The 21,846-nt window shown below is 59.1% G+C and carries 20 protein-coding genes; 19 read left to right on the forward strand and 1 reads right to left on the reverse strand.

The features are described 5' to 3' along the window. Positions 1–60: 60 nt before the first annotated feature. The 12 genes from fabZ (at position 61) to ispD (ending at position 14,541) form a co-directional block, all read left to right on the forward strand. Positions 61–501: a 3-hydroxyacyl-ACP dehydratase FabZ gene (gene fabZ, locus JFT91_RS25805; RefSeq protein ID WP_016771469.1), complete on the forward strand. Its 441-nt coding sequence runs from the start codon at positions 61–63 to the stop codon at positions 499–501. Further along, complete coding sequence (lpxA, locus tag JFT91_RS25810) at positions 498–1,274, forward strand: acyl-ACP--UDP-N-acetylglucosamine O-acyltransferase (protein WP_201234259.1); 777 nt, start codon at positions 498–500, stop codon at positions 1,272–1,274. The genes fabZ and lpxA overlap by 4 nt, the downstream gene beginning before the upstream one ends. Before the next feature lie 2 nt (positions 1,275–1,276). Then, the gene (lpxB, locus tag JFT91_RS25815; protein WP_201234260.1) at positions 1,277–2,407 is read left to right on the forward strand and encodes a lipid-A-disaccharide synthase; all 1,131 of its coding nucleotides are present in this window, start codon (positions 1,277–1,279) and stop codon (positions 2,405–2,407) included. An 11-nt stretch (positions 2,408–2,418) separates the two neighbouring features. Continuing rightward, positions 2,419–3,045 carry a ribonuclease HII gene (rnhB, locus tag JFT91_RS25820; RefSeq protein ID WP_007908845.1) on the forward strand — a complete coding sequence of 209 codons (627 nt, stop codon included), beginning with the start codon at positions 2,419–2,421 and terminating at the stop codon, positions 3,043–3,045. 76 nt (positions 3,046–3,121) lie between these two features. Next, the gene (dnaE, locus tag JFT91_RS25825) at positions 3,122–6,643 is read left to right on the forward strand and encodes a DNA polymerase III subunit alpha (RefSeq protein ID WP_201227758.1); all 3,522 of its coding nucleotides are present in this window, start codon (positions 3,122–3,124) and stop codon (positions 6,641–6,643) included. A gap of 139 nt (positions 6,644–6,782) precedes the next feature. Then, positions 6,783–7,730, forward strand: a complete 948-nt coding sequence (locus JFT91_RS25830; RefSeq protein WP_016985086.1) for an acetyl-CoA carboxylase carboxyltransferase subunit alpha — start codon at positions 6,783–6,785, stop codon at positions 7,728–7,730. Between the two features lie 124 nt (positions 7,731–7,854). Then, a complete protein-coding gene (gene tilS, locus JFT91_RS25835; RefSeq protein WP_201234261.1) occupies positions 7,855–9,183 on the forward strand; it encodes a tRNA lysidine(34) synthetase TilS in 1,329 nt (442 codons plus the stop codon). Between the two features lie 274 nt (positions 9,184–9,457). After that, entirely contained in the window at positions 9,458–11,089 is a 1,632-nt protein-coding gene (gene pyrG / locus JFT91_RS25840) for a CTP synthase (RefSeq protein ID WP_187679145.1), read from the forward strand. Between the two features lie 5 nt (positions 11,090–11,094). Next, positions 11,095–11,940 carry a 3-deoxy-8-phosphooctulonate synthase gene (gene kdsA, locus JFT91_RS25845; protein WP_201146715.1) on the forward strand — a complete coding sequence of 282 codons (846 nt, stop codon included), beginning with the start codon at positions 11,095–11,097 and terminating at the stop codon, positions 11,938–11,940. Positions 11,941–12,096: 156 nt separating this feature from the next. Next, the gene (gene eno / locus JFT91_RS25850; protein WP_201227756.1) at positions 12,097–13,386 is read left to right on the forward strand and encodes a phosphopyruvate hydratase; all 1,290 of its coding nucleotides are present in this window, start codon (positions 12,097–12,099) and stop codon (positions 13,384–13,386) included. A gap of 172 nt (positions 13,387–13,558) precedes the next feature. Further along, positions 13,559–13,837 (forward strand): cell division protein FtsB, encoded by a 279-nt coding sequence (gene ftsB / locus JFT91_RS25855; RefSeq protein WP_007908838.1) that lies wholly within the window; start codon positions 13,559–13,561, stop codon positions 13,835–13,837. Further along, positions 13,834–14,541: a 2-C-methyl-D-erythritol 4-phosphate cytidylyltransferase gene (ispD, locus tag JFT91_RS25860; RefSeq protein ID WP_201227755.1), complete on the forward strand. Its 708-nt coding sequence runs from the start codon at positions 13,834–13,836 to the stop codon at positions 14,539–14,541. Before ftsB ends, ispD begins: the two co-directional genes overlap by 4 nt. A gap of 78 nt (positions 14,542–14,619) precedes the next feature. On the opposite strand, the gene JFT91_RS25865 is transcribed toward ispD, so the two are convergent. Next, entirely contained in the window at positions 14,620–15,516 is an 897-nt protein-coding gene (locus tag JFT91_RS25865) for a LysR family transcriptional regulator (RefSeq protein WP_201234262.1), read from the reverse strand. A gap of 116 nt (positions 15,517–15,632) precedes the next feature. On the opposite strand from JFT91_RS25865, the gene JFT91_RS25870 reads away from it, so the two are divergent. From JFT91_RS25870 to JFT91_RS25900, 7 genes are all read left to right on the forward strand, one after another. Continuing rightward, entirely contained in the window at positions 15,633–16,745 is a 1,113-nt protein-coding gene (locus JFT91_RS25870; RefSeq protein WP_007908835.1) for an S-(hydroxymethyl)glutathione dehydrogenase/class III alcohol dehydrogenase, read from the forward strand. A 96-nt stretch (positions 16,746–16,841) separates the two neighbouring features. Then, a complete protein-coding gene (gene fghA, locus JFT91_RS25875) occupies positions 16,842–17,687 on the forward strand; it encodes an S-formylglutathione hydrolase (RefSeq protein WP_201234263.1) in 846 nt (281 codons plus the stop codon). A gap of 44 nt (positions 17,688–17,731) precedes the next feature. Then, positions 17,732–18,205 carry a 2-C-methyl-D-erythritol 2,4-cyclodiphosphate synthase gene (gene ispF / locus JFT91_RS25880; protein ID WP_201234264.1) on the forward strand — a complete coding sequence of 158 codons (474 nt, stop codon included), beginning with the start codon at positions 17,732–17,734 and terminating at the stop codon, positions 18,203–18,205. Further along, positions 18,202–19,260 (forward strand): tRNA pseudouridine(13) synthase TruD, encoded by a 1,059-nt coding sequence (gene truD / locus JFT91_RS25885; RefSeq protein WP_201146721.1) that lies wholly within the window; start codon positions 18,202–18,204, stop codon positions 19,258–19,260. Before ispF ends, truD begins: the two co-directional genes overlap by 4 nt. Then, positions 19,248–19,997 carry a 5'/3'-nucleotidase SurE gene (gene surE, locus JFT91_RS25890; protein WP_201227752.1) on the forward strand — a complete coding sequence of 250 codons (750 nt, stop codon included), beginning with the start codon at positions 19,248–19,250 and terminating at the stop codon, positions 19,995–19,997. Before truD ends, surE begins: the two co-directional genes overlap by 13 nt. Before the next feature lie 41 nt (positions 19,998–20,038). Then, positions 20,039–20,674: a protein-L-isoaspartate(D-aspartate) O-methyltransferase gene (locus JFT91_RS25895; RefSeq protein WP_177323314.1), complete on the forward strand. Its 636-nt coding sequence runs from the start codon at positions 20,039–20,041 to the stop codon at positions 20,672–20,674. Between the two features lie 212 nt (positions 20,675–20,886). Beyond that, the gene (locus tag JFT91_RS25900) at positions 20,887–21,765 is read left to right on the forward strand and encodes a peptidoglycan DD-metalloendopeptidase family protein (protein WP_201234265.1); all 879 of its coding nucleotides are present in this window, start codon (positions 20,887–20,889) and stop codon (positions 21,763–21,765) included. The last annotated feature ends 81 nt before the right edge of the window (positions 21,766–21,846 follow it).

Here is a 21,846-nt window from a genome sequence, read left to right on the forward strand (position 1 = left end):
ATTTGCTAGAGGAGTGCGCGTCAGTCGCGCTCCCAATCTTTACATAGGCTTCCCCCCGAAATGATGGACATCAACGAGATTCGCGAATACCTGCCTCACCGTTACCCGTTCCTGCTGGTGGACCGGGTGGTGGAACTGGACACTGAAGGCAAGCGCATTCGCGCCTACAAGAATGTCAGCATCAACGAACCGTTCTTCAATGGTCACTTCCCGGCGCATCCAATCATGCCAGGCGTTCTGATCATCGAGGCAATGGCTCAGGCTGCCGGGATCCTCGGTTTCAAAATGCTCGACGTCAAACCGGCCGACGGCACCCTGTATTACTTCGTCGGTTCCGACAAGCTGCGCTTCCGCCAGCCAGTCAAACCGGGCGACCAGTTGATTCTTGAAGCTACGTTCATCAGTTGCAAGCGCAAGATCTGGAAGTTCGAGTGCCAGGCTTCGGTTGACGGCAAACCGGTCTGCTCCGCCGAAATCATCTGTGCGGAACAAAAAGTATGAGTTTGATTGACCCTCGCGCAATCATCGATCCGTCGGCCATTCTGGCTGACGGCGTCGAGGTCGGCCCATGGTCGATCATCGGCGCAGGTGTGGAAATCGGCGAGGGTACCGTGATCGGGCCGCATGTAATCCTCAAAGGCCCGACCCGCATCGGCAAGCACAATCGCATCTACCAGTTTTCCTCGGTAGGCGAAGACACGCCCGATCTGAAGTACAAAGGTGAAGAAACCCGCCTGGTCATCGGTGACCATAATGTCATCCGCGAAGGCGTCACCATTCACCGTGGCACCGTTCAGGATCGCTCGGAAACCACGCTGGGCGATCACAACCTGATCATGGCCTATGCCCACATCGGTCACGACAGCGTCATCGGCAACAACTGCATTCTGGTCAACAACACTGCGTTGGCCGGGCATGTGCACGTTGATGACTGGGCAATCCTCTCCGGTTTCACCCTGGTTCACCAGTACTGCCACATCGGCGCCCACAGCTTCTCCGGCATGGGCACCGCCATTGGCAAGGACGTTCCCGCATTCGTCACGGTGTTCGGCAATCCGGCGGAAGCGCGCAGCATGAACTTCGAAGGCATGCGCCGTCGCGGTTTCAGCGAAGACGCGATTCACACCCTGCGTCGCGCCTACAAAACCGTCTATCGCCAAGGACTGACGGTCGAGCAAGCACTGGCCGAACTGGCCGAACCTGCGGCTCAGTTCCCGGAAGTCGCGATATTCCGTGACTCCATTCAGTCGTCGACTCGCGGCATCACCCGCTGATCATGGCCAATCTGCGTATTGCGCTGGTGGCGGGTGAGGCTTCCGGTGACATTCTCGGCGCCGGTCTCATGCGCGCGCTCAAGACTCAGCATCCGGCGGTCGAGTTCATCGGTGTCGGCGGTCCGTTGATGCAGGCCGAGGGCCTGACTTCGTACTTTCCCATGGAGCGCTTGTCGGTCATGGGCCTGGTGGAAGTGCTCGGGCGCCTGCGCGAGCTGCTCAAGCGCCGCAAAGACCTGATCGCCACGCTGATCGCTGAAAAACCCGATGTATTCATCGGCATCGATGCCCCGGATTTCAACCTCAATATCGAACTCAAGCTGCGTCAGGCCGGGATCAAAACCGTGCATTACGTCAGTCCTTCGGTGTGGGCGTGGCGGCAGAAGCGCGTACTGAAGATCCGCGAAGGCTGCGATCTGATGCTTACGCTGTTGCCGTTTGAAGCCAAATTCTACGAAGAGAAAGGCGTTCCGGTGCGGTTTGTCGGCCACACGCTGGCCGATACCATCCCGCTGGAAGCTGATCGGGCTGCTGCGCGTGCTGAGTTGGGCTTACCCGATGGGCCGCTGGTGGCGTTGATGCCGGGCAGCCGTGGCGGCGAAGTCGGTCGGCTGGGGGCACTTTTTCTCGATACCGCCGAGCGCCTGCGTGCCATGCGTCCGGGTTTGCGCTTCGTCATTCCGTGCGCCAATGCCGAGCGTCGCGCTCAGCTTGAAGAGCTGCTTGTCGGTCGCGATCTGCCGGTGACCTTGCTCGACGGCAAGTCGCATCTGGCCCTGGCTGCCTGCAATGCCGTGCTGATCGCCTCCGGCACAGCCACCCTTGAGGCGCTGTTGTACAAGCGCCCGATGGTGGTGGCTTATCGTTTGGCGCCGCTGACGTTCTGGATCCTCAAGCGCATGGTCAAGAGCCCGTACGTGTCCTTGCCGAATCTGCTGGCCCAGCGTTTACTGGTCCCGGAATTGTTGCAGGATGATGCGACGGTTGAAGCCCTGGCGCAGACGCTGTTGCCCCTTATCGAAGGTGGTGAAGAACAGACGCGCGGCTTCGACGAAATCCATCGCACGCTGCGGCTGGACGCTTCCAATCAGGCGGCGGACGCCGTCCTTAACCTGATCGGTCAATCACGATGAGCAAGACAAGCATGCAAATGGGCCTGGATTTCACCTTGGTCGCCGAAGTCGAAGAGTTGGTGGCCGGCGTCGATGAAGTCGGTCGTGGCCCGTTGTGCGGTGCCGTGGTGACAGCGGCGGTTATCCTCGATCCGAATCGGCCGATTCTCGGTCTGAATGATTCCAAGAAACTCACCGAAGCCAAGCGCGAAAAGCTCTACGACGAGATTATCGAGAAATCCCTGAGTTGGTGCATCGCCCGCGCCGAAGTCGAAGAAATCGATGAGCTGAACATTTTGCACGCGACCATGCTCGCCATGCAGCGCGCGGTGGCCGGCCTGCACATCCAGCCGAAACTGGCGATGATCGACGGCAACCGCTGCCCGCAATTGCCGATGCGCGCCGAAGCGGTGGTGCAGGGCGACGGCAAGGTGCCGGCGATTGCTGCCGCGTCGATTCTGGCCAAAGTCAGCCGTGACCGTGAAATGGCCGCGTTTGAACTGATCTACCCGGGTTACGGCATCGGTGGTCACAAAGGCTACCCGACGCCCGTTCATCTGGAAGCGTTGGTGCGACTCGGCCCGACGCCGATTCACCGCCGCTCGTTTGCCCCGGTACGTCAGGCTTACGAGGCATTGGAAGGCCTGACGCAGGTTTAGTCGCAAGGCTGATGTTTTGTTCGAGGCCCGGTACAATCCGGGCCTTGTTGTCTCTATGTAACTGGACAGGATCACTATGCCGGCTTCATTCGTTCATCTACGCCTGCACACTGAATACTCGCTGGTCGACGGGCTGGTGCGGATCAAGCCGCTGGTTAAAGCGCTGACCGCCATGAACATGCCGGCGGTCGCGGTCACCGACCAGAACAACATGTGTTCGCTGGTCAAATTTTATAAAAACACCATGGGCGCAGGCATCAAGCCGATCTGCGGCGCCGACCTGTGGCTGTCGAACAAGGACCCGGACGCACCGCTGAGCCGGCTCAGCCTGCTGGTGATGAACGCCAAGGGTTATCGCAACCTGACTGAGTTGATCTCGCGCGGCTTCATCGAAGGCCAACGCAACGGCATGATCATTGTCGAGCGCCAGTGGGTCGCCGAAGCCAATGAAGGCCTGATCATGCTGTCCGCCGCCAAAGAAGGCGAGATCGGTATGGCCCTTATCGGTGGCAACCCGGCGGAAGCCGAAGCCTTGGCGCGCGAGTGGATGACGGTGTTCCCGGATCGTTTCTATCTGGAAATCCAGCGCACCAATCGGCCCAACGATGAAGAGCAACTGCACGGCGCCGTGGCACTGGCCGACAAACTCGGCGCGCCGCTGGTGGCGAGTAACGATGTGCGCTTCATCAAGCAGGAAGATTTTGCCGCCCACGAAACCCGCGTGTGCATCGGTGAGGGCCGCGCCCTCGACGATCCGCGGCGTTCGAAAAATTACAGCGATCAGCAATACCTGAAAAGCGCCGAGGAAATGATCGAGCTGTTCAGCGATATTCCCGACGCGATTGAAAACACCGTCGAGATCGCCAAACGCTGCAACATCGACGTGAAACTGGGCACGCACTTCCTGCCCAACTTCCCGATCCCCGATGGCATGACCATCGACGAATATTTCCGCAAAGTGTCGTTCGACGGTCTCGAAGAACGACTGGCGGTACTGCTGCCCAAAGACACCACCGAAGACTACGAAGCCAAGCGTCAGGTCTATGTCGACCGCTTGAATTTCGAGCTGGATATCATCATCCAGATGGGCTTCCCCGGTTACTTCCTCATCGTTATGGACTTTATCCAGTGGGCCAAGAGTAACGGCGTACCGGTAGGTCCGGGCCGTGGTTCGGGTGCCGGATCGCTGGTGGCCTACGTGCAGAAGATCACCGACCTCGACCCGCTGGAATACGACCTGCTGTTCGAACGTTTCCTTAACCCGGAACGGGTATCGATGCCCGACTTCGACGTCGACTTCTGCATGGACGGCCGTGACCGAGTCATCGATTACGTGGCCGAAAAGTACGGCCGCAACGCGGTAAGCCAGATCATCACGTTCGGTTCCATGGCCGCCAAGGCTGTGGTGCGGGACGTGGCGCGGGTGCAGGGCAAGTCCTACGGCTTGGCCGATCGTCTGTCGAAGATGATTCCGTTCGAAGTCGGCATGACCCTGGAAAAAGCCTACGAGCAGGAAGAAATTCTGCGTGACTTCATCAAGGTCGATGAAGAAGCGGCGGAAATCTGGGAGATGGCGCGCAAGCTTGAAGGCGTTGTGCGTAACGTCGGTAAACACGCCGGTGGCGTGGTGATCGCGCCGACCAAGCTGACCGACTTCTCGCCGATCTATTGCGACGAGGCCGGTGACGGCCTGGTAACCCAGTTCGACAAGGACGACGTTGAAGCCGCCGGTCTGGTGAAGTTCGACTTCCTCGGTCTGCGTACTCTGACGGTAATCGACTGGGCGCTGAAGACCATCAACCGCGACCGCGCCAAGGTCGACGAGCCGCCGCTGGACATCGCGTTCATCCCGCTCGACGACAAACCGACGTACACGCTGCTGCAAAAAGCAGAAACCACGGCGGTATTCCAGCTTGAGTCGCGAGGCATGAAAGAGCTGATCAAAAAGCTCAAGCCCGACTGCCTTGAAGACTTGATCGCACTCGTGGCCCTGTTCCGTCCGGGCCCGCTGCAATCGGGCATGGTTGATGACTTTATCAACCGTAAGCACGGTCGCGCCGAACTGGCGTACCCGCACTCCGACTATCAGTACGAAGGCCTCAAGCCAGTATTGGCGCCAACGTACGGCATCATCCTGTATCAGGAACAGGTGATGCAGATTGCCCAGGTCATGGCCGGTTACACCCTCGGCGGTGCGGACATGCTGCGGCGGGCGATGGGTAAGAAAAAACCCGAAGAGATGGCCAAGCAGCGCGGCGGTTTCATTGAGGGTTGCAAGACCAACAATATCGACGCCGACCTCGCCGGTAACATTTTCGACCTGGTGGAAAAATTCGCCGGTTACGGCTTCAACAAGTCTCACTCCGCCGCTTACGGTCTGGTGTCGTACCAGACTGCCTGGCTGAAAACCCATTACCCGGCGCCGTTCATGGCCGCGGTACTGTCGGCGGACATGCACAACACCGACAAGGTCGTGACCTTGATCGAAGAAATTCGCACGATGAAGCTGCGTCTCGACGCGCCGGATGTGAATACTTCGGAGTTCAAGTTCACGGTGAACGACGATGGCCGCATTGTTTACGGCCTCGGCGCGATCAAAGGCGTTGGTGAAGGCCCGGTCGAGGCGATCACCGAAGCGCGTCAGGCCGGTCCGTTCAAGGATCTGTTCGACTTCTGCGCGCGGGTCGACCTCAAACGCATCAACAAGCGCACCCTCGACGGTCTGATCCGCAGCGGTGCACTGGATCGTCTCGGCCCGTTCTTCCACGATGAGCAAAAGGCTTACCAGGCCAACATCGACCGTAACCGTGCTGTGTTGCTGGCGGCGATGGAAGAAGCGATCAAGTCGGCTGAACAGACCGCGCGCACTCACGACAGTGGTCACAGCGATCTGTTTGGCGGGTTGTTTGTCGAGGAAGACGCCGACGTTTACGCCGTCCATCGCAAGGCCAAGGAGATGACCCTCAAGGAGCGCCTCAAAGGTGAGAAAGACACCTTGGGCCTGTACCTGACCGGTCACCCGATCGATGAATACGAAGGCGAGATTCGCCGCTTCGCCCGTCAGCGCATCATCGACCTGAAGCCTGCGCGCGATACCCAGACCGTGGCGGGGATGATCATTGCCCTGCGCGTGATGAAGAACAAAAAGGGCGACAAGATGGGCTTCATCACCCTCGACGACCGCTCCGGGCGAATCGAGGCGTCGCTGTTTGCCGAAGCTTTCCATTCCGCGCAGTCGCTGTTACAGACCGACGCGATGGTGGTGGTCGAAGGCGAAGTCAGTAACGACGACTTCTCCGGTGGCCTGCGTCTGCGGGTCAAGCGCGTGATGAGCATGGAAGATGCGCGCACCAACCTCGCCGAAAGCCTGCGCCTGAAGTTGCAAACCCAGGACCTGAAAGGCGATCAGCTACGCTGGCTGGGGGATTTGCTCAAGCGCCATCGCGGCGCATGCCCGATCACCATGGAGTACACCAGCCCGGATGCGAAGACCTTGCTGCAGTTCGGCGAGACCTGGCGAATCGACCCGGCAGATGCCTTGATTCAGGCTCTGCGTGACCAGTTCGGGCGAGACAACGTCTTCCTCCAATACCGTTGACCGGCGAGCGCCATCATGGCGCCCGCCCGCAACCTGAATTTTTAATCTCGACCTCAGCGCGCCTCTCCCTTAAGGTAGGGCGCGAATAGACAACCGGCCGGCCCAAGCTCATTTGGGACACGACCCAAGACGGACGCCTATGAACCCGAATTTTCTAGATTTCGAACAGCCGATCGCCGACCTGCAAGCCAAGATCGAAGAGTTGCGCTTGGTCGGTAATGACAATTCGCTGAATATCGGCGATGAGATCTCCCGCCTGCAGGACAAGAGCAAAACGCTGACCGAAGACATCTTTGGCAAGCTGACCAGCTGGCAGATCGCTCGCCTGGCGCGTCACCCGAAACGCCCGTACACCCTGGACTACATCGAGCACATCTTCACCGAGTTCGACGAACTGCACGGCGACCGTCACTTCTCCGACGACGCTGCAATCGTTGGTGGTATCGCTCGTCTGGACGACCAGCCGGTGATGATCATCGGTCACCAGAAAGGCCGCGAAGTGCGCGAGAAGGTACGCCGCAACTTCGGTATGCCGCGTCCGGAAGGCTACCGCAAGGCCTGCCGCCTGATGGAAATGGCCGAGCGCTTCAAAATGCCGATCCTGACCTTCATCGACACTCCGGGTGCTTACCCAGGTATCGACGCTGAAGAGCGCAACCAGAGCGAAGCCATCGCCTGGAACCTGCGTGTGATGTCGCGTCTGAAGACCCCGATCATCGCCACCGTCATCGGTGAAGGTGGTTCCGGCGGTGCTCTGGCGATTGGCGTCTGCGATCAGCTGAACATGCTGCAGTACTCGACCTACGCGGTGATCTCGCCGGAAGGTTGCGCATCGATTCTGTGGAAAACCGCCGAAAAAGCGCCGGATGCTGCCGAAGCGATGGGCATCACCGCCGAGCGCCTGAAAGGCCTGGGTATCGTCGACAAGGTGATCGGCGAGCCTCTGGGCGGTGCGCACCGTGATCCGGCGACTGCTGCCGCATCGATCCGTGCGGAGCTGAGCTCGCAACTGGCAATGCTGAAGAAGTTCGATAACGAAGCACTCCTGAAGCGCCGTTATGATCGACTGATGAGCTACGGCCTCTAAGTCGAAGCGCGATACCCATGTGGGAGCTGCCGCAGGCTGCGATCTTTTGATCTTGAAAAAGCAAAATCAAAAGATCGCAGCCTGCGGCAGCTCCTACAGAGCTTTTGAGAAGCGATCAATCTCTATGAATCCTTCGAAGAGTGATTTGCCTTCACGGCTTTTGCGCAACCTGGAGCCTTGGCGCAACGCCGCGCATTGGCGCATCGCTTTCTCGGGTGGGCTCGATTCCACCGTCCTGCTGCATCTGCTTGCCTCTCTGGCAAAAACCGAATCTCTCCCTCCGTTAAGCGCTGTTCATATCCATCACGGCCTCCAGGCTGCGGCTGATGCGTGGCCGCAGCATTGTCAGTCCGTCTGTGCTGCGCTGGGTGTAGCGTTGCTGGTCGAGCGCGTGACGGTGCAGCCGGGTGCCAGTCTGGAACGGGCGGCGCGGGATGCGCGATATGCGGTGTTCAGTGCGTTGACGCAAGCTGATGATGTATTGCTGACCGGTCAGCATCGCGATGATCAAGCGGAAACGCTGTTGTTCCGGTTATTGCGTGGCGCCGGTGTGCGCGGGTTGTCAGGGATGCCGAAGCAACGACCGGTGGGGCAGGGCACGTTGATTCGTCCGTTGCTGGATGTCTCGCGGGCCGAGCTGGAAGCTTACGCGCAGGCTCAGCAATTGCACTGGATAGAAGACCCGTCGAATCAGGATCGGCAATTTTCGCGCAACTACCTGCGTCATCAAGTCATGCCGCTGCTGACCGGGCGCTGGCCGCAAGCGCAGGCGAGCATGGCCCGCAGCGCCGCGCATCTGCGTGAGGCGCAAGGCTTGCTTGATGAGTTGGCAAAAATCGATCTGGCGCAGGCCGCGACGGCTCATGATTTCCAATGGCTGGGATTGCCGTCGCTTGAGCTGGCGCCGCTCGCAGCGCTCTCCGCAGCCCGCCAGCGAAATGCTCTCGGTCATTGGCTCGAGCCGTTGACTCGACTGCCTGAGACTGACCATTGGTCGGGTTGGTCGAGTCTGTGCGAAGCCGCTGGCGATGCTTCACCCCTCTGGCGTCTGGCCGATGGCCAGTTGCATCGCAGCGCCGGTCGTGTGTGGTGGCTCAGTGGCGACTGGCTGCGCGCGCCAGTGATCGGCGCTGAGTGGCAGGCGCCATCTTCAGCGCTACGCTTGCCCGATAACGGGTGTGTCATGTTCAGCGGGCAGACTCCTTGCGGGCCATTGCACATCGCTTATCGTCAGGGCGGTGAAGTGCTGCATCTGGCTGATCGCGGCCACCGCGACCTCAAGCGCCTGCTCAACGAGCGTGCCGTGCCGAGCTTCCTGCGTGGCAGATTGCCGCTGCTGTTTCGCGGTGCAGAATTGCTCGCGGTGGCGAACCTGCCGGGTCTTGATGGCAATGTGCGGGAAGGCTGGAAATTGCATTGGCAGCCAACAGACGAAGATCAAGGTTTGAGATGAAAGGGGCATTCCGGTAGACTACGCTCCCTTCTTGATACAACTTCTGTGGATTCGCCTGAATTGCAGGAGTTGCCGATTACCAAGCAGTCTTTGCTGGGCGATTCCAAAAAATGTGTAGCGAGCAACGTACCGGTGTTTCCACTGCCGGTCTGTCCCAACGCGGCGGTTTTTTTGAAAGGTGCACTGTGATTAATGCAGGTGATCGGGGGCTTCGGCCTTCCTTCGCTTTCCCCGGCGGCTCGGACCGCTTTAACGCAGACTTCTAGGGTTTTTCATGACGCGCTACATATTCGTCACGGGCGGTGTTGTTTCTTCTTTGGGGAAAGGCATTGCATCGGCTTCATTGGCAGCCATCCTGGAGGCGCGGGGACTTAAGGTCACCATGCTGAAGCTGGATCCGTACATCAACGTTGACCCGGGCACCATGAGCCCGTTCCAGCACGGTGAAGTGTTCGTCACCCACGACGGCGCCGAGACCGACCTGGACCTGGGCCACTACGAGCGGTTCATCCGCACGACCATGACCCAGAACAACAACTTCACCACGGGCCGTGTCTACGAGCACGTGCTGCGCAAAGAGCGCCGTGGTGACTACCTGGGTGCAACCATCCAGGTGATTCCGCACATCACCGACGAAATCAAGCGCCGCATCATCAAGGGTGCCGGTGACGCTGACGTGGCGATGGTTGAAATCGGTGGCACGGTCGGTGACATCGAGTCGCAACCGTTCCTCGAAGCCATCCGTCAACTGCGTTTCGAAGTCGGCGCCAAGCGCGCGATGCTGATGCACCTGACGCTGGTGCCGTACATCGCCACCGCTGGCGAGACCAAGACCAAGCCAACTCAGCACTCGGTAAAAGAGCTGCGTTCGATCGGCCTGCAGCCAGACGTGCTGGTGTGCCGTTCCGATCACCCGATCGACATCTCGTCGCGTCGCAAGATCGCTCAGTTCACCAACGTTGAAGAACGTGCGGTGATTGCGCTGGAAGACGCCGACACCATCTACAAGATCCCGGGCATTCTGCACTCGCAGGGTCTGGACGATTTCGTCGTTGAGCGTTTCGGTCTGCAATGCGGCAGCGCTGATCTGTCCGAGTGGGAAGCGGTGGTTGACGCCAAGCTGAACCCGGAGCACGAAGTGACCATCGCGATGGTCGGCAAGTACATGGAACTGCTGGACGCCTACAAGTCGCTGATCGAAGCGATGAGTCACGCCGGCATCAGCAACCGCACCAAGGTCAACCTGCGTTACATCGATTCCGAAGACATCGAAAATCAGGGCACTGCGCTGCTCGAAGGTGTCGACGCGATCCTCGTACCGGGCGGCTTCGGTCTGCGTGGCGTGGAAGGCAAGATCACTGCCGTTCAATACGCTCGCGAAAACAAGGTTCCGTACCTGGGCATCTGCCTCGGCATGCAAGTGGCGGTCATCGAATTTGCCCGTAACGTGATGGGCTGGAAAGACGCCAACTCCACCGAGTTCGACCGCGCCAGCGGCCACCCGGTTGTGGGTCTGATCACCGAGTGGGAAGACGCGACCGGCGCCGTTGAAGTGCGTACCGAAACGTCCGATCTGGGCGGCACCATGCGCCTTGGCGCTCAGGATTGCCTGCTCGAAGCCGGCTCCAAGGTGCACGATTGCTACGGCAAGGACGTGATCGTCGAGCGTCACCGTCACCGTTACGAAGTGAACAACAACCTGCTGCCACAAATCATCGAAGCCGGCCTGAAAATCTCCGGTCGTTCCGCTGATGCAGCCTTGGTTGAAGTGGTTGAAGCACCGGATCATCCATGGTTCGTCGCCTGCCAGTTCCACCCTGAGTTCACTTCGACACCACGCGATGGCCATCCGCTGTTCAGCGGTTTCGTCAAAGCAGCGTTGGCTCAACACCAGAAGAAGGCGTAAACCCGATGGCACAGAAGATCATCCGCGTCGGCGACATCGAGATTGCCAACGACAAACCCATGGTGCTGTTCGGCGGCATGAACGTGCTGGAAAGCCGCGACATGGCCATGCAGGTTTGCGAAGAGTACGTGAAGGTCACCGAGAAACTCGGTATCCCTTACGTGTTCAAGGCCAGTTTCGACAAGGCCAACCGGTCTTCTGTGACCTCGTATCGTGGTCCTGGCCTGGAAGAGGGCATGCGCATCTTCCAGGACATCAAACAAGCCTTCGGCGTGCCGATCATCACCGACGTTCACGAGCCTGAGCAGGCCGCGGTCGTCGCTGAAATCTGCGACATCATTCAACTGCCGGCCTTCCTGTCGCGCCAGACCGATCTGGTCGTTGCGATGGCCAAGACCAATGCAGTCATCAACATCAAGAAAGCCCAGTTCCTCGCCCCTCAGGAAATGAAACACATCCTGAACAAGTGCGTGGAAGCGGGTAACGATCAATTGATCCTCTGCGAGCGTGGTTCGAGCTTCGGCTACAACAACCTCGTGGTCGACATGCTCGGCTTCGGCATCATGAAGCAGTTCGAGTATCCGGTATTCTTCGACGTGACCCACGCGCTGCAAATGCCTGGCGGTCGTTCCGACTCCGCTGGCGGTCGCCGTGCACAGGTTCTGGATCTGGCCAAGGCCGGCATGAGCCAGGCGCTGGCCGGTCTGTTCCTCGAAGCTCACCCGGATCCGGACAATGCCAAATGCGACGGCCCTTGCGCCTTGCGTCTGGACAAACTGGAGCCATTCCTGGCCCAGCTCAAAGCGTTGGACGAACTGGTGAAGAGTTTTCCGACGGTAGAAACCGCGTAACACTCAATTCTCCGGTAAAGTACCGCACGATTTGTCGCACATGCCCTCGGGCATGTGCGTTGTCGTCTGCAAGCTGCCCGCTGCACACCACTTGCCGACGGTAAAAAGATTTCCTCTAGCTGCGTCGTTTTCGTCAACTTTGGAGTGTTTACAACAATGGCAAAAATCGTCGACATCAAAGGTCGTGAAGTTCTCGACTCCCGTGGCAATCCCACCGTGGAAGCGGACGTGCTTCTCGACAACGGCATCATCGGCAGCGCTTGCGCGCCGTCCGGTGCATCCACTGGCTCGCGTGAAGCGCTCGAGCTGCGTGATGGCGACAAGAGCCGTTACCTGGGCAAGGGCGTGCTCAAAGCGGTAGCCAACATCAACGGTCCGATCCGCGATCTGCTGCTGGGCACCGACCCAAGCGACCAGAAAGCACTGGATCACGCGATGATCAAGCTCGACGGTACTGAAAACAAAGGTTCCCTGGGCGCCAACGCGATCCTCGCCGTTTCCCTGGCTGCGGCCAAGGCTGCTGCACAGGACCAGGACCTGCCACTGTACGCTCACATCGCCAACCTGAACGGCACCCCTGGCGTGTACTCGATGCCGGTTCCGATGATGAACATCATCAACGGTGGCGAGCACGCCGATAACAACGTCGACATCCAGGAATTCATGGTTCAGCCAGTTGGCGCCAAGTCTTTCTCGGAAGGTCTGCGTATGGGCACCGAGATTTTCCATCACTTGAAAGCTGTGCTGAAGGCCCGTGGCCTGAACACTGCCGTTGGCGACGAAGGGGGTTTCGCACCCAACCTGGCGTCCAACGAAGACGCTTTGAAAGTGATCTCGGAAGCTGTGGCCAACGCCGGTTACACGCTGGGCACCGACGTGACCCTGGCACTCGACTGCGCGGCCAGCGAATTCTACGAAGACGGCAAATACAACCTGGCCGGTGAAGGGCATGTGTTCACCTCCGAAGGTTTTGCTGATTACCTGAAAGGCCTGACCGAGCGCTATCCGATCATCTCCATCGAAGATGGCCTGGATGAATCCGACTGGGCTGGCTGGAAAGTCCTCACCGACAAGATCGGCGAGAAAATCCAACTGGTCGGCGACGATCTGTTCGTGACCAACACCAAGATCCTGAAAGAAGGCATCGATAAAAAGATCGCCAACTCGATCCTGATCAAGTTCAACCAGATCGGCACCCTGACCGAAACCCTGGAAGCCATCCAGATGGCCAAGGCTGCCGGTTACACCGCGGTGATCTCGCACCGTTCGGGCGAAACCGAAGATTCGACCATCGCCGACCTGGCTGTGGGCACCTCGGCTGGCCAGATCAAGACCGGTTCGCTGTGCCGTTCCGACCGCGTTTCCAAGTACAACCAACTGCTGCGTATCGAAGAGCAGTTGAATGGCAAAGCCAAGTACAACGGTCGTAGCGAATTCCGCGGTTAAGCGGAAACTGATAAAAGGACACCGGATTGTGTCGAAAAAGTCGTGACAGCGATGGATTTGCCACTAATCTGATGCCTTAACAGCACAAGCCTGGATCTTTCCAGGCTTCGTGCTATCAGATGCTTCAAAGTTTTAGCGTGGCTGTCTTTTTTCACTGGATACCTGATATTCGATGCGCAGTCCTTACTGGTTGTTTCTCGTTTTGCTCTTGCTGCTGGCCGGTCTGCAGTACCGCCTGTGGGTGGGCAATGGCAGTCTGGCGCAGGTCGCCGAGCTGAATCAGCAGATTGCTGATCAACATGCCGAGAACGAGGGTTTGCTGGAGCGCAACCGAGTGATGGACGCTGAAGTCAGTGAGCTGAAAAAAGGCATGGAGACCGTTGAAGAACGGGCTCGTCACGAGTTGGGCATGGTCAAGGACGGCGAAACCCTTTACCAGTTGGCCCAATGATCAATTCTCTGCCGGCCTTCTGGGCCGTGATTCCTGCCGCGGGCGTTGGTGCCCGTATGGCCGCGGACCGTCCCAAGCAGTACTTGCAACTGGGCGGGCGCACAATTCTCGAACACAGCCTCGGCTGTTTCCTCGATCACCCGAGCCTCCGAGGCCTGGTGGTCAGTCTTGCTGTCGATGATCCTTATTGGCCGAACCTGGCGAGCGCCAGCGATCCGCGTATTCAGCGGGTTGAGGGCGGTGCCGAGCGTTCAGGCTCGGTGCTCAATGCCTTGCTGCACCTACATGCGCAGGGTGCCGACGATGAAGATTGGGTGCTGGTACACGATGCGGCGCGGCCGAACCTCAGTCGTGAGGATCTGGACAAATTGCTGGATGAACTGGCGGATGACCCGGTGGGCGGTTTGCTGGCGGTGCCTGCGCGTGACACGCTGAAGCGCGTCGACAAAAATGGTCGCGTGCTTGAGACCGTGGATCGTAGCGTGATCTGGCAGGCGTACACGCCGCAGATGTTTCGACTGGGTGCTTTGCATCGGGCGTTGGCGGACAGTCTGGTTGCTGATGCGGTGATTACCGATGAGGCTTCAGCGATGGAGTGGGCGGGGCTGGCGCCGCGACTGATTGAAGGGCGGGCGGATAATCTCAAGGTGACCCGGCCGGAAGATCTCGAATGGTTGCGCCAGCGTTGGGCGAATCGCCGCTAAAGGATCGCAGCCTGCGGCAGCTCCTACAACGGAATGCAACCCCCTGTAGGAGCTGCCGAAGGCTGCGATCTTTTGATCTCAAACCCGATACTCCGGCTGTTCAGCCAACCCTTCCTTAAGAAAATCCACCAACTTGCGCACCTTCGGCGACAGATGCCGCTGCTGCGGATACAACGCCCACACCGCCGTATTCGGCGGCTGATGCGCCTCCAGCAACGAAATCAGCGCACCACTGTGCAGATGCTCCAGCACGTAATAGTCCGGCAACTGACACAACCCCACACCCTGTAACGCCGCATCCAGCACTGCTTGCCCACTGTTGCAGCGCCAGTTGCCCTGCACTCGTTGGGAAAACTCCCGCCCGTTTTGCTCAAGCTGCCAGATGTCCGTGCTGCCGATCAGGCAATTGTGCCGGCTCAATTCCGACAAGCTGTGTGGGCGACCGTACCGTTCCAGGTAGGACGGCGATGCACACAGGTACATGCGCCGAGGCGCCAGCCGAGTAGCGACCAACCGCGAATCCTGCAGTCGGCCCAGTCGAATCGCCAGATCCAGCCCTTCATGCACCAGATCGAGTTGGCGGTTGCTCAATTCGATATCGATGCGCAACTGCGGATACAGCCCCATGAACCTTGTCACCAGCGGCACGATAAATCGCTCGCCGTAAGCCACCGCGCAGGTCATGCGCAACATGCCTTTCGGTTCGCTGGTCAGGTCGCCGACGGCGCGCAATGCTTCCTCGCGACCATCCTGCAAGCGCTGGCAATGCTGCAGGAACGTCTGGCCGGCCTCGGTCAGCGTCACTCGACGGGTACTGCGATACAGCAGGCGCGTTTGTAAACGTTCTTCCAGTCGTACGATTTGTCGACTGATGTGCGAGGAAGAAACCCCGAGGCGTTCGGCCGCGGCGGTGAACTGGCTGCATTCGGCGACGGCGACGAACTCGTCAATGCCTTCCCAGCGATTTTCGGACATCGGGATTATCCCTGTATGGCAATAATGTTTTGCTTTTGGCCGGATTATTCATCGTCTGGCCATGTATTACACTCTTGTCTGGTTTTTTTATTCAATGGATTCACTGGAGAGTCAGCATGATCAAGTCGCGCGCCGCCGTTGCCTTCGAGGCCAAAAAGCCGCTGGAAATCGTAGAAGTCGATGTCGCCATGCCCAAGGCCGGTGAAGTGTTGCTGCGCGTGGTGGCTTCCGGGGTTTGCCACACCGACGCCTACACCTTGTCCGGCGCTGACCCGGAAGGCATCTTCCCGTCGATCCTCGGCCACGAAGGTGGCGCCATCGTTGAGGCTATCGGCGAGGGCGTGACCTCGGTTGCGGTCGGCGATCACGTCATTCCGCTGTACACCCCGGAATGCGGCCAGTGCAAATTCTGCAAGTCGGGCAAGACCAACCTGTGTCAGGCCATTCGTGCAACCCAGGGCAAAGGCCTGATGCCGGACGGTACTTCGCGTTTTTCCTACAAGGGCGAGACGATTTTCCACTACATGGGTACTTCGACATTCTCGGAATACACCGTGCTGCCGGAAATTTCCGTGGCCAAGATCTCTAAAGACGCGCCGCTGGAAAAGGTCTGCCTGCTGGGCTGTGGCGTCACCACTGGTATCGGTGCGGTGCTCAACACCGCCAAGGTCAAGCCAGGTGACACCGTGGCTATCTTCGGTCTGGGCGGCATCGGTCTGTCTGCAGTGATCGGTGCAGTGAAAGCCAAGGCTGCGCGCATCATTGCTATCGACATCAACCCGGCCAAGTTCGAAATCGCCAAGCAACTCGGTGCAACCGACTGCGTGAACCCGAAAGATTTCGATCGTCCGATCCAGGAAGTGATCGTCGACATGACGGACGGCGGCGTCGACTTCTCGTTCGAGTGCATCGGCAATGTTCAACTGATGCGCGCGGCGCTTGAGTGCTGCCACAAAGGCTGGGGCGAGTCGGTGATCATCGGTGTGGCCGGTGCCGGTCAGGAAATTGCTACGCGTCCTTTCCAGTTGGTCACCGGTCGTGTCTGGCGCGGTTCGGCATTCGGCGGCGTGCGCGGTCGTACCGAGTTGCCAAGCTACGTCGACATGGCGCAAAGCGGCGAGATTCCTCTGGATACTTTCATTACCCACACCATGGGTCTGGAAGACATCAACAAGGCGTTCGACCTGATGCACGAAGGCAAGAGCATCCGTACCGTCATTCATTTCTAAAAAGCAGCCCCAAGCTACAAGTTTCAAGCGTCAAGCAAGGGCGATCAGGCCTTTTCTTGAAGCTCGAAGCTTGTGGCTTGCAGCTGGGAGAATCCTATGAGTCTGGAAAATATCTCCTGTCAGAAGAGTTTTGGCGGTTGGCACAAGCGTTATCGCCATCGTTCCGATGTGCTCGGTTGCGACATGGTGTTCGCTGTCTATCTGCCACCGCAGGCAGAGCAGGGCGGCAAGCTGCCGGTGCTGTACTGGTTGTCGGGCCTGACCTGCACTGATGAGAACTTCATGCACAAGGCCGGCGCCCTGCGCATGGCGGCCGAACTCGGTTTGATAATCGTCGCCCCGGACACCAGTCCACGCGGCGCGGATGTGCCGGGCGATCCGGATGGCGCATGGGATTTCGGCCTTGGCGCCGGGTTCTATCTGAATGCCACGCAGGAACCTTGGTCGCGACACTATCGGATGCATGACTATGTCGTGCAGGAATTGCCTTCACTGGTTGAAGCGCATTTCCCTGCGTCGGACCAACGCAGCATCAGCGGCCACTCCATGGGCGGCCATGGCGCGCTGGTCTGCGCATTGCGTAATCCGGGGCGTTATCAATCGGTGTCGGCATTTTCGCCCATCAACAATCCGATGGATTGCCCGTGGGGTCAGAAGGCATTTTCCCGTTACCTGGGCGAAGACCGTTCGAAGTGGAAGGAGTGGGATGCCTGCGCGCTGATCGCCGACGCGGATGAAAAGCTGCCGCTATTGGTCGATCAAGGTGATCGTGACGACTTCCTCGCCACCCAGCTCAAACCCGAGGCACTGCAACAAGCGGCAAAACAGGCGGGCCACCCGCTGACGTTGCGCCTGCAACCGGGCTACGACCACAGCTATTTCTTCATCTCAAGCTTCATAGACGACCACTTGCAGCATCACGCACGCGCCCTTCGGGCCTAATGCAGGTAGAATCACGCCCTGACAAAAATCGGGGCGTTTTTTTTATGCGTATTGGCCACGGCTATGATGTGCACCGTTTCGCTGAAGGCGATTTCATTACTCTGGGCGGCGTGCGCATCGCACACAGCTTCGGGCTGCTCGCTCACTCCGACGGTGACGTCCTGCTGCATGCCTTGAGTGATGCCTTGCTCGGCGCTGCTGCGCTGGGCGATATCGGCAAACACTTCCCGGACACCGACCCGCAATTCAAGGGCGCCGACAGCCGTGCGCTATTGCGTCATGTGGTCGCGATGATCCACGCCAAAGGCTGGAAAGTCGGCAACGTCGATAACACCATCGTCGCCCAGGCGCCAAAAATGGCCCCGCATATCGAATCGATGCGCGCGCTGATCGCTGCGGATCTACAAGTTGAGTTGGATCAAGTGAACGTGAAAGCTACCACCACCGAGAAGCTTGGCTTTGTCGGTCGCGAAGAAGGCATTGCCGTGCACTCCGTTGCCTTGTTGCTGCGCGCATGAATGAACTGCAATTGCTCGGCCCGCGGGCCTATGGCGAACCCCTCGGCAGCGCGGTACTGAAAGCCATTGCTGAAGATTTTCAGGTCGATGAAGTTCTCGACATCCCGTTCAGTGGTGACGGCGAACATTTGTGGATCTGGGTCGAGAAGCGTGGCCTGAACACCGAAGAGGCTGCGCGGCGTATCGCCAAGGCTGCCGGCGTGCCGTTGCGCACCGTCAGCTACGCCGGCCTCAAGGATCGTCAGGCGCTGACCCGTCAGTGGTTCAGCGTGCAGTTGCCGGGCAAGGCTGATCCCGATCTTTCGGCAGCGGAAAACGACACGCTGAAGATCCTCAAGACCACCCGACACAAGCGCAAGCTGCAACGCGGTGCGCATTCGGCCAACGGCTTCACGCTGCGCCTGACTCAATTCAATGGCGACAAAGCCGCCATCGAAGAGCGGTTGCAACTGATCGCCAAACAAGGCATTCCCAATTATTTCGGCGCCCAGCGTTTTGGCCATGATGGCGGCAACGTCGTTGATGCGCGTGCGTGGGCGGCGCGCAAGGCTTTGCCTGAGCAACGCAATGTGCGTTCGCGCCTGCTCTCGACAGCGCGCAGTTTTCTGTTCAATCAGGTGCTGGCGGCGCGGGTCGCCGATGGCACCTGGCAAAAGGCACAAGTCGGCGATCTGCTGGCATTCACCGACAGCCGCAGCTTTTTCCCGGCCGGTGAAGCTGAATGCAGCGACCCGCGTCTGGCCATTCTCGACCTGCATCCGACCGGCCCGCAGTGGGGCGAAGGTGACTCGCCGACCGCAGGCGCAGTCCATGATCTGGAGCAGGGGATCGCCGCCGAGCATGCAGAGCTGCGCGATTGGTTGATTCATGCCGGCATGAGCCATGAACGTCGCATCCTGCGGCTGCCCATTGGCGGATTGACGTGGCATTATCCCCAGCCTGACATTCTGCAACTGGAATTCGTCCTCCCGGCCGGATGCTTCGCCACCGTATTGGTGCGCGAACTCGTTGATCTGGTGCCGGTGGGGCAGACGGACAGCCCATGCGTATTCTGATTTCTAACGACGATGGGGTAACCGCACCCGGTCTCGCCGCGCTTTATGCTGCGCTGGCGGATTACACCGAATGCGTGGTTATCGCCCCGGAGCAGGACAAAAGCGGCGCCAGCAGTTCGCTGACGCTCGACCGTCCGCTGCACCCGCAATACCTGGCCAACGGCTTCATCAGCCTGAATGGCACACCGACCGACTGCGTGCACCTGGGCCTCAATGGCCTGCTGGAACGCGAAGCGGACATGGTGGTTTCCGGGATTAACCTCGGCGCCAACCTTGGCGATGATGTGTTGTATTCCGGGACCGTGGCGGCCGCCCTTGAAGGGCGCTTCCTGGAGCGTCCATCGTTCGCTTTCTCGCTGGTCTCGCGCCAGGTGGATAATCTGCCGACGGCGGCCTACTTTGCGCGCAAACTGGTCGAGGCCCATGCCGGGCTCGAACTGCCGCCGCGCACGGTACTCAACGTGAACATTCCGAATCTGCCGATCGACCATATTCGTGGCATTCAGTTAACCCGACTCGGCCATCGCGCCCGGGCGGCGGCGCCGATGAAAGTCGTCGATCCGCGCGGCAAGGCCGGTTACTGGATTGCGGCTGCCGGCGACGCCGAAGATGGCGGGCCGGGCACCGATTTCCATGCAGTGATGCAGGGTTTTGTGTCCGTGACCCCGTTACAGCTTGATCGTACGTTCAACGATGCCTTCAGAAGTCTCGACGGCTGGCTGGAGGGACTGCGCTGATGGCTCGTGAACACGAAGACCGGCTGCGTAGCGGCATCGGCATGACCTCGCAGCGTACGCGCGAACGCCTGATTCAGCGGCTCTACGAAGAAGGTGTGTCCAACGCCAAGGTGCTGGAAGTGATCCGGCGTACGCCGCGTCATCTGTTCGTCGACGAAGCGCTGGCGCACCGCGCCTATGAAGACACGGCGCTGCCGATTGGCCACAACCAGACCATTTCCCAGCCTTACATGGTGGCGCGCATGAGCGAGCTGCTACTCGAGGCGGGTCCGCTGGATAAAGTAATGGAGATCGGCACCGGTTCCGGTTACCAGACCGCCGTGTTGTCGCAGCTGGTCGAGCGGGTGTTCTCGGTTGAGCGCATCAAGGTCCTGCAGGATCGCGCCAAGGAGCGTCTGGTCGAACTGAACCTGCGCAACGTGGTATTCCGTTGGGGTGATGGCTGGGAGGGCTGGCCGGCACTGGCGCCTTACAATGGCATCATCGTCACGGCCGTGGCCACCGATGTGCCGCAAGCCTTGCTCGATCAACTGGCACCAGGCGGACGTCTGGTGATCCCGGTTGGCTCTGGAGAAGTGCAACAACTGATGCTGATCGTGCGTGAAGAAAACGGCTTTTCCCGTCACGTTCTCGGCGCTGTTCGATTCGTACCTTTGCTCAATGGGCCACTCGCCTGAGCATTTATATAAAGGTGCTGAATTCCTTTCGTTCGCCCAGGTCTTACTCCGGCAGCGATTGTTTAAACGCAGCAGATTTTCAACTTGCAAACGTGTGCGCGAAGCGATTTCGCTTCATTAAAGGTAAAGCCGAATCGGCCCGTTATACTTGCGACACGTCATGCCGAAAACCGGCATTCCAAATTTTTCAGCCACCACAAAGGGAGCGGCGGGTGAGTCTCACAGTCATTGCGCAGCGTATGGGTAACACGAGCTTTCAGCGCCTGGTGACTGGCCTTGTCTTGAGCACCTTGCTGGTGGGTTGCTCCAGCACCAAATCGAGTAACGTTCGAGTGGTCGATCGCAACGCGGTCGCGCAGCGTCCTGCGGTAACGACCGGGCAATATGTAGTCCGTCCGGGCGATACGATGTTTTCGATCGCTTTTCGCTACGGCTGGGACTACAAAGCCCTCGCTGCCCGGAACAATATTCCTACGCCGTATACGATCCATCCGGGTCAGACAATTCGCTTTGATGGCCGCACCGGTTCAACGTCGACAGCAGTGGTGAGCGGCGCCAGTTCTGCACCTTCTTCGTCGAGCAAAACCACGGTAATCCGACGCCAGGCAAATGGCACCACGACCACTACCACCACGGGCTCTGCGGGCGGTTCTGCGGGCGCTGTACCGTCCGTCGCCAACAAGCAACCCCCCGCTCCACTGCCTCCGGCAGGGCCAGCCCCGACCGGCTGGGGATGGCCATCTAATGGCATTCTGATTGGAAAATTCTCTTCAAACGGTAGTTTGAATAAAGGAATTGATATCGCCGGAGATTTGGGACAGCCTGTTTTAGCTGCGTCTGATGGGACGGTGGTTTACGCCGGGAGTGGCTTAAGGGGCTACGGCGAATTAGTCATCATCAAACACAGCGAAACCTACGTCAGTGCCTACGGCCATAACCGCAGGCTGTTGGTTCGGGAGGGACAGCAGGTCAAGGTCGGACAGACAATTGCCGAAATGGGGTCAACGGGTACAGACCGGGTGAAACTGCATTTTGAGATTCGCCGCCAAGGTAAACCTGTGGATCCGTTGCAGTTCCTGCCAAGACGTTGATTTGTAAGCCAGCCTGTTCCGTCACGTAGAGGGGACAGGCTCCAGCGCTGCCAAGGATAGAGGCGTCGCTTGAGCTTGGGG

This window comes from Pseudomonas sp. TH08 (assembly GCF_016651275.1).
Classification (GTDB): Bacteria; Pseudomonadota; Gammaproteobacteria; order Pseudomonadales; family Pseudomonadaceae; genus Aquipseudomonas.

Excerpts from the sequence above, each read along its gene's own strand:
- JFT91_RS25830 (WP_016985086.1), top strand. The coding sequence starts at position 6,783 with ATGAACCCGAATTTTCTAGATTTCGAACAGCCGATCGCCGACCTGCAA.
- kdsA (WP_201146715.1), top strand. The coding sequence starts at position 11,095 with ATGGCACAGAAGATCATCCGCGTCGGCGACATCGAGATTGCCAACGAC.
- ispF (WP_201234264.1), top strand. The coding sequence starts at position 17,732 with ATGCGTATTGGCCACGGCTATGATGTGCACCGTTTCGCTGAAGGCGAT.
- dnaE (WP_201227758.1), top strand. The coding sequence starts at position 3,122 with ATGCCGGCTTCATTCGTTCATCTACGCCTGCACACTGAATACTCGCTG.
- JFT91_RS25865 (WP_201234262.1), bottom strand. The coding sequence starts at position 15,516 with ATGTCCGAAAATCGCTGGGAAGGCATTGACGAGTTCGTCGCCGTCGCC.
- ispD (WP_201227755.1), top strand. The coding sequence starts at position 13,834 with ATGATCAATTCTCTGCCGGCCTTCTGGGCCGTGATTCCTGCCGCGGGC.
- surE (WP_201227752.1), top strand. The coding sequence starts at position 19,248 with ATGCGTATTCTGATTTCTAACGACGATGGGGTAACCGCACCCGGTCTC.
- eno (WP_201227756.1), top strand. The coding sequence starts at position 12,097 with ATGGCAAAAATCGTCGACATCAAAGGTCGTGAAGTTCTCGACTCCCGT.
- lpxB (WP_201234260.1), top strand. The coding sequence starts at position 1,277 with ATGGCCAATCTGCGTATTGCGCTGGTGGCGGGTGAGGCTTCCGGTGAC.
- ftsB (WP_007908838.1), top strand. The coding sequence starts at position 13,559 with ATGCGCAGTCCTTACTGGTTGTTTCTCGTTTTGCTCTTGCTGCTGGCC.
- JFT91_RS25895 (WP_177323314.1), top strand. The coding sequence starts at position 20,039 with ATGACCTCGCAGCGTACGCGCGAACGCCTGATTCAGCGGCTCTACGAA.
- pyrG (WP_187679145.1), top strand. The coding sequence starts at position 9,458 with ATGACGCGCTACATATTCGTCACGGGCGGTGTTGTTTCTTCTTTGGGG.
- fghA (WP_201234263.1), top strand. The coding sequence starts at position 16,842 with ATGAGTCTGGAAAATATCTCCTGTCAGAAGAGTTTTGGCGGTTGGCAC.
- rnhB (WP_007908845.1), top strand. The coding sequence starts at position 2,419 with ATGCAAATGGGCCTGGATTTCACCTTGGTCGCCGAAGTCGAAGAGTTG.
- lpxA (WP_201234259.1), top strand. The coding sequence starts at position 498 with ATGAGTTTGATTGACCCTCGCGCAATCATCGATCCGTCGGCCATTCTG.
- truD (WP_201146721.1), top strand. The coding sequence starts at position 18,202 with ATGAATGAACTGCAATTGCTCGGCCCGCGGGCCTATGGCGAACCCCTC.
- JFT91_RS25870 (WP_007908835.1), top strand. The coding sequence starts at position 15,633 with ATGATCAAGTCGCGCGCCGCCGTTGCCTTCGAGGCCAAAAAGCCGCTG.
- tilS (WP_201234261.1), top strand. The coding sequence starts at position 7,855 with ATGAATCCTTCGAAGAGTGATTTGCCTTCACGGCTTTTGCGCAACCTG.
- fabZ (WP_016771469.1), top strand. The coding sequence starts at position 61 with ATGATGGACATCAACGAGATTCGCGAATACCTGCCTCACCGTTACCCG.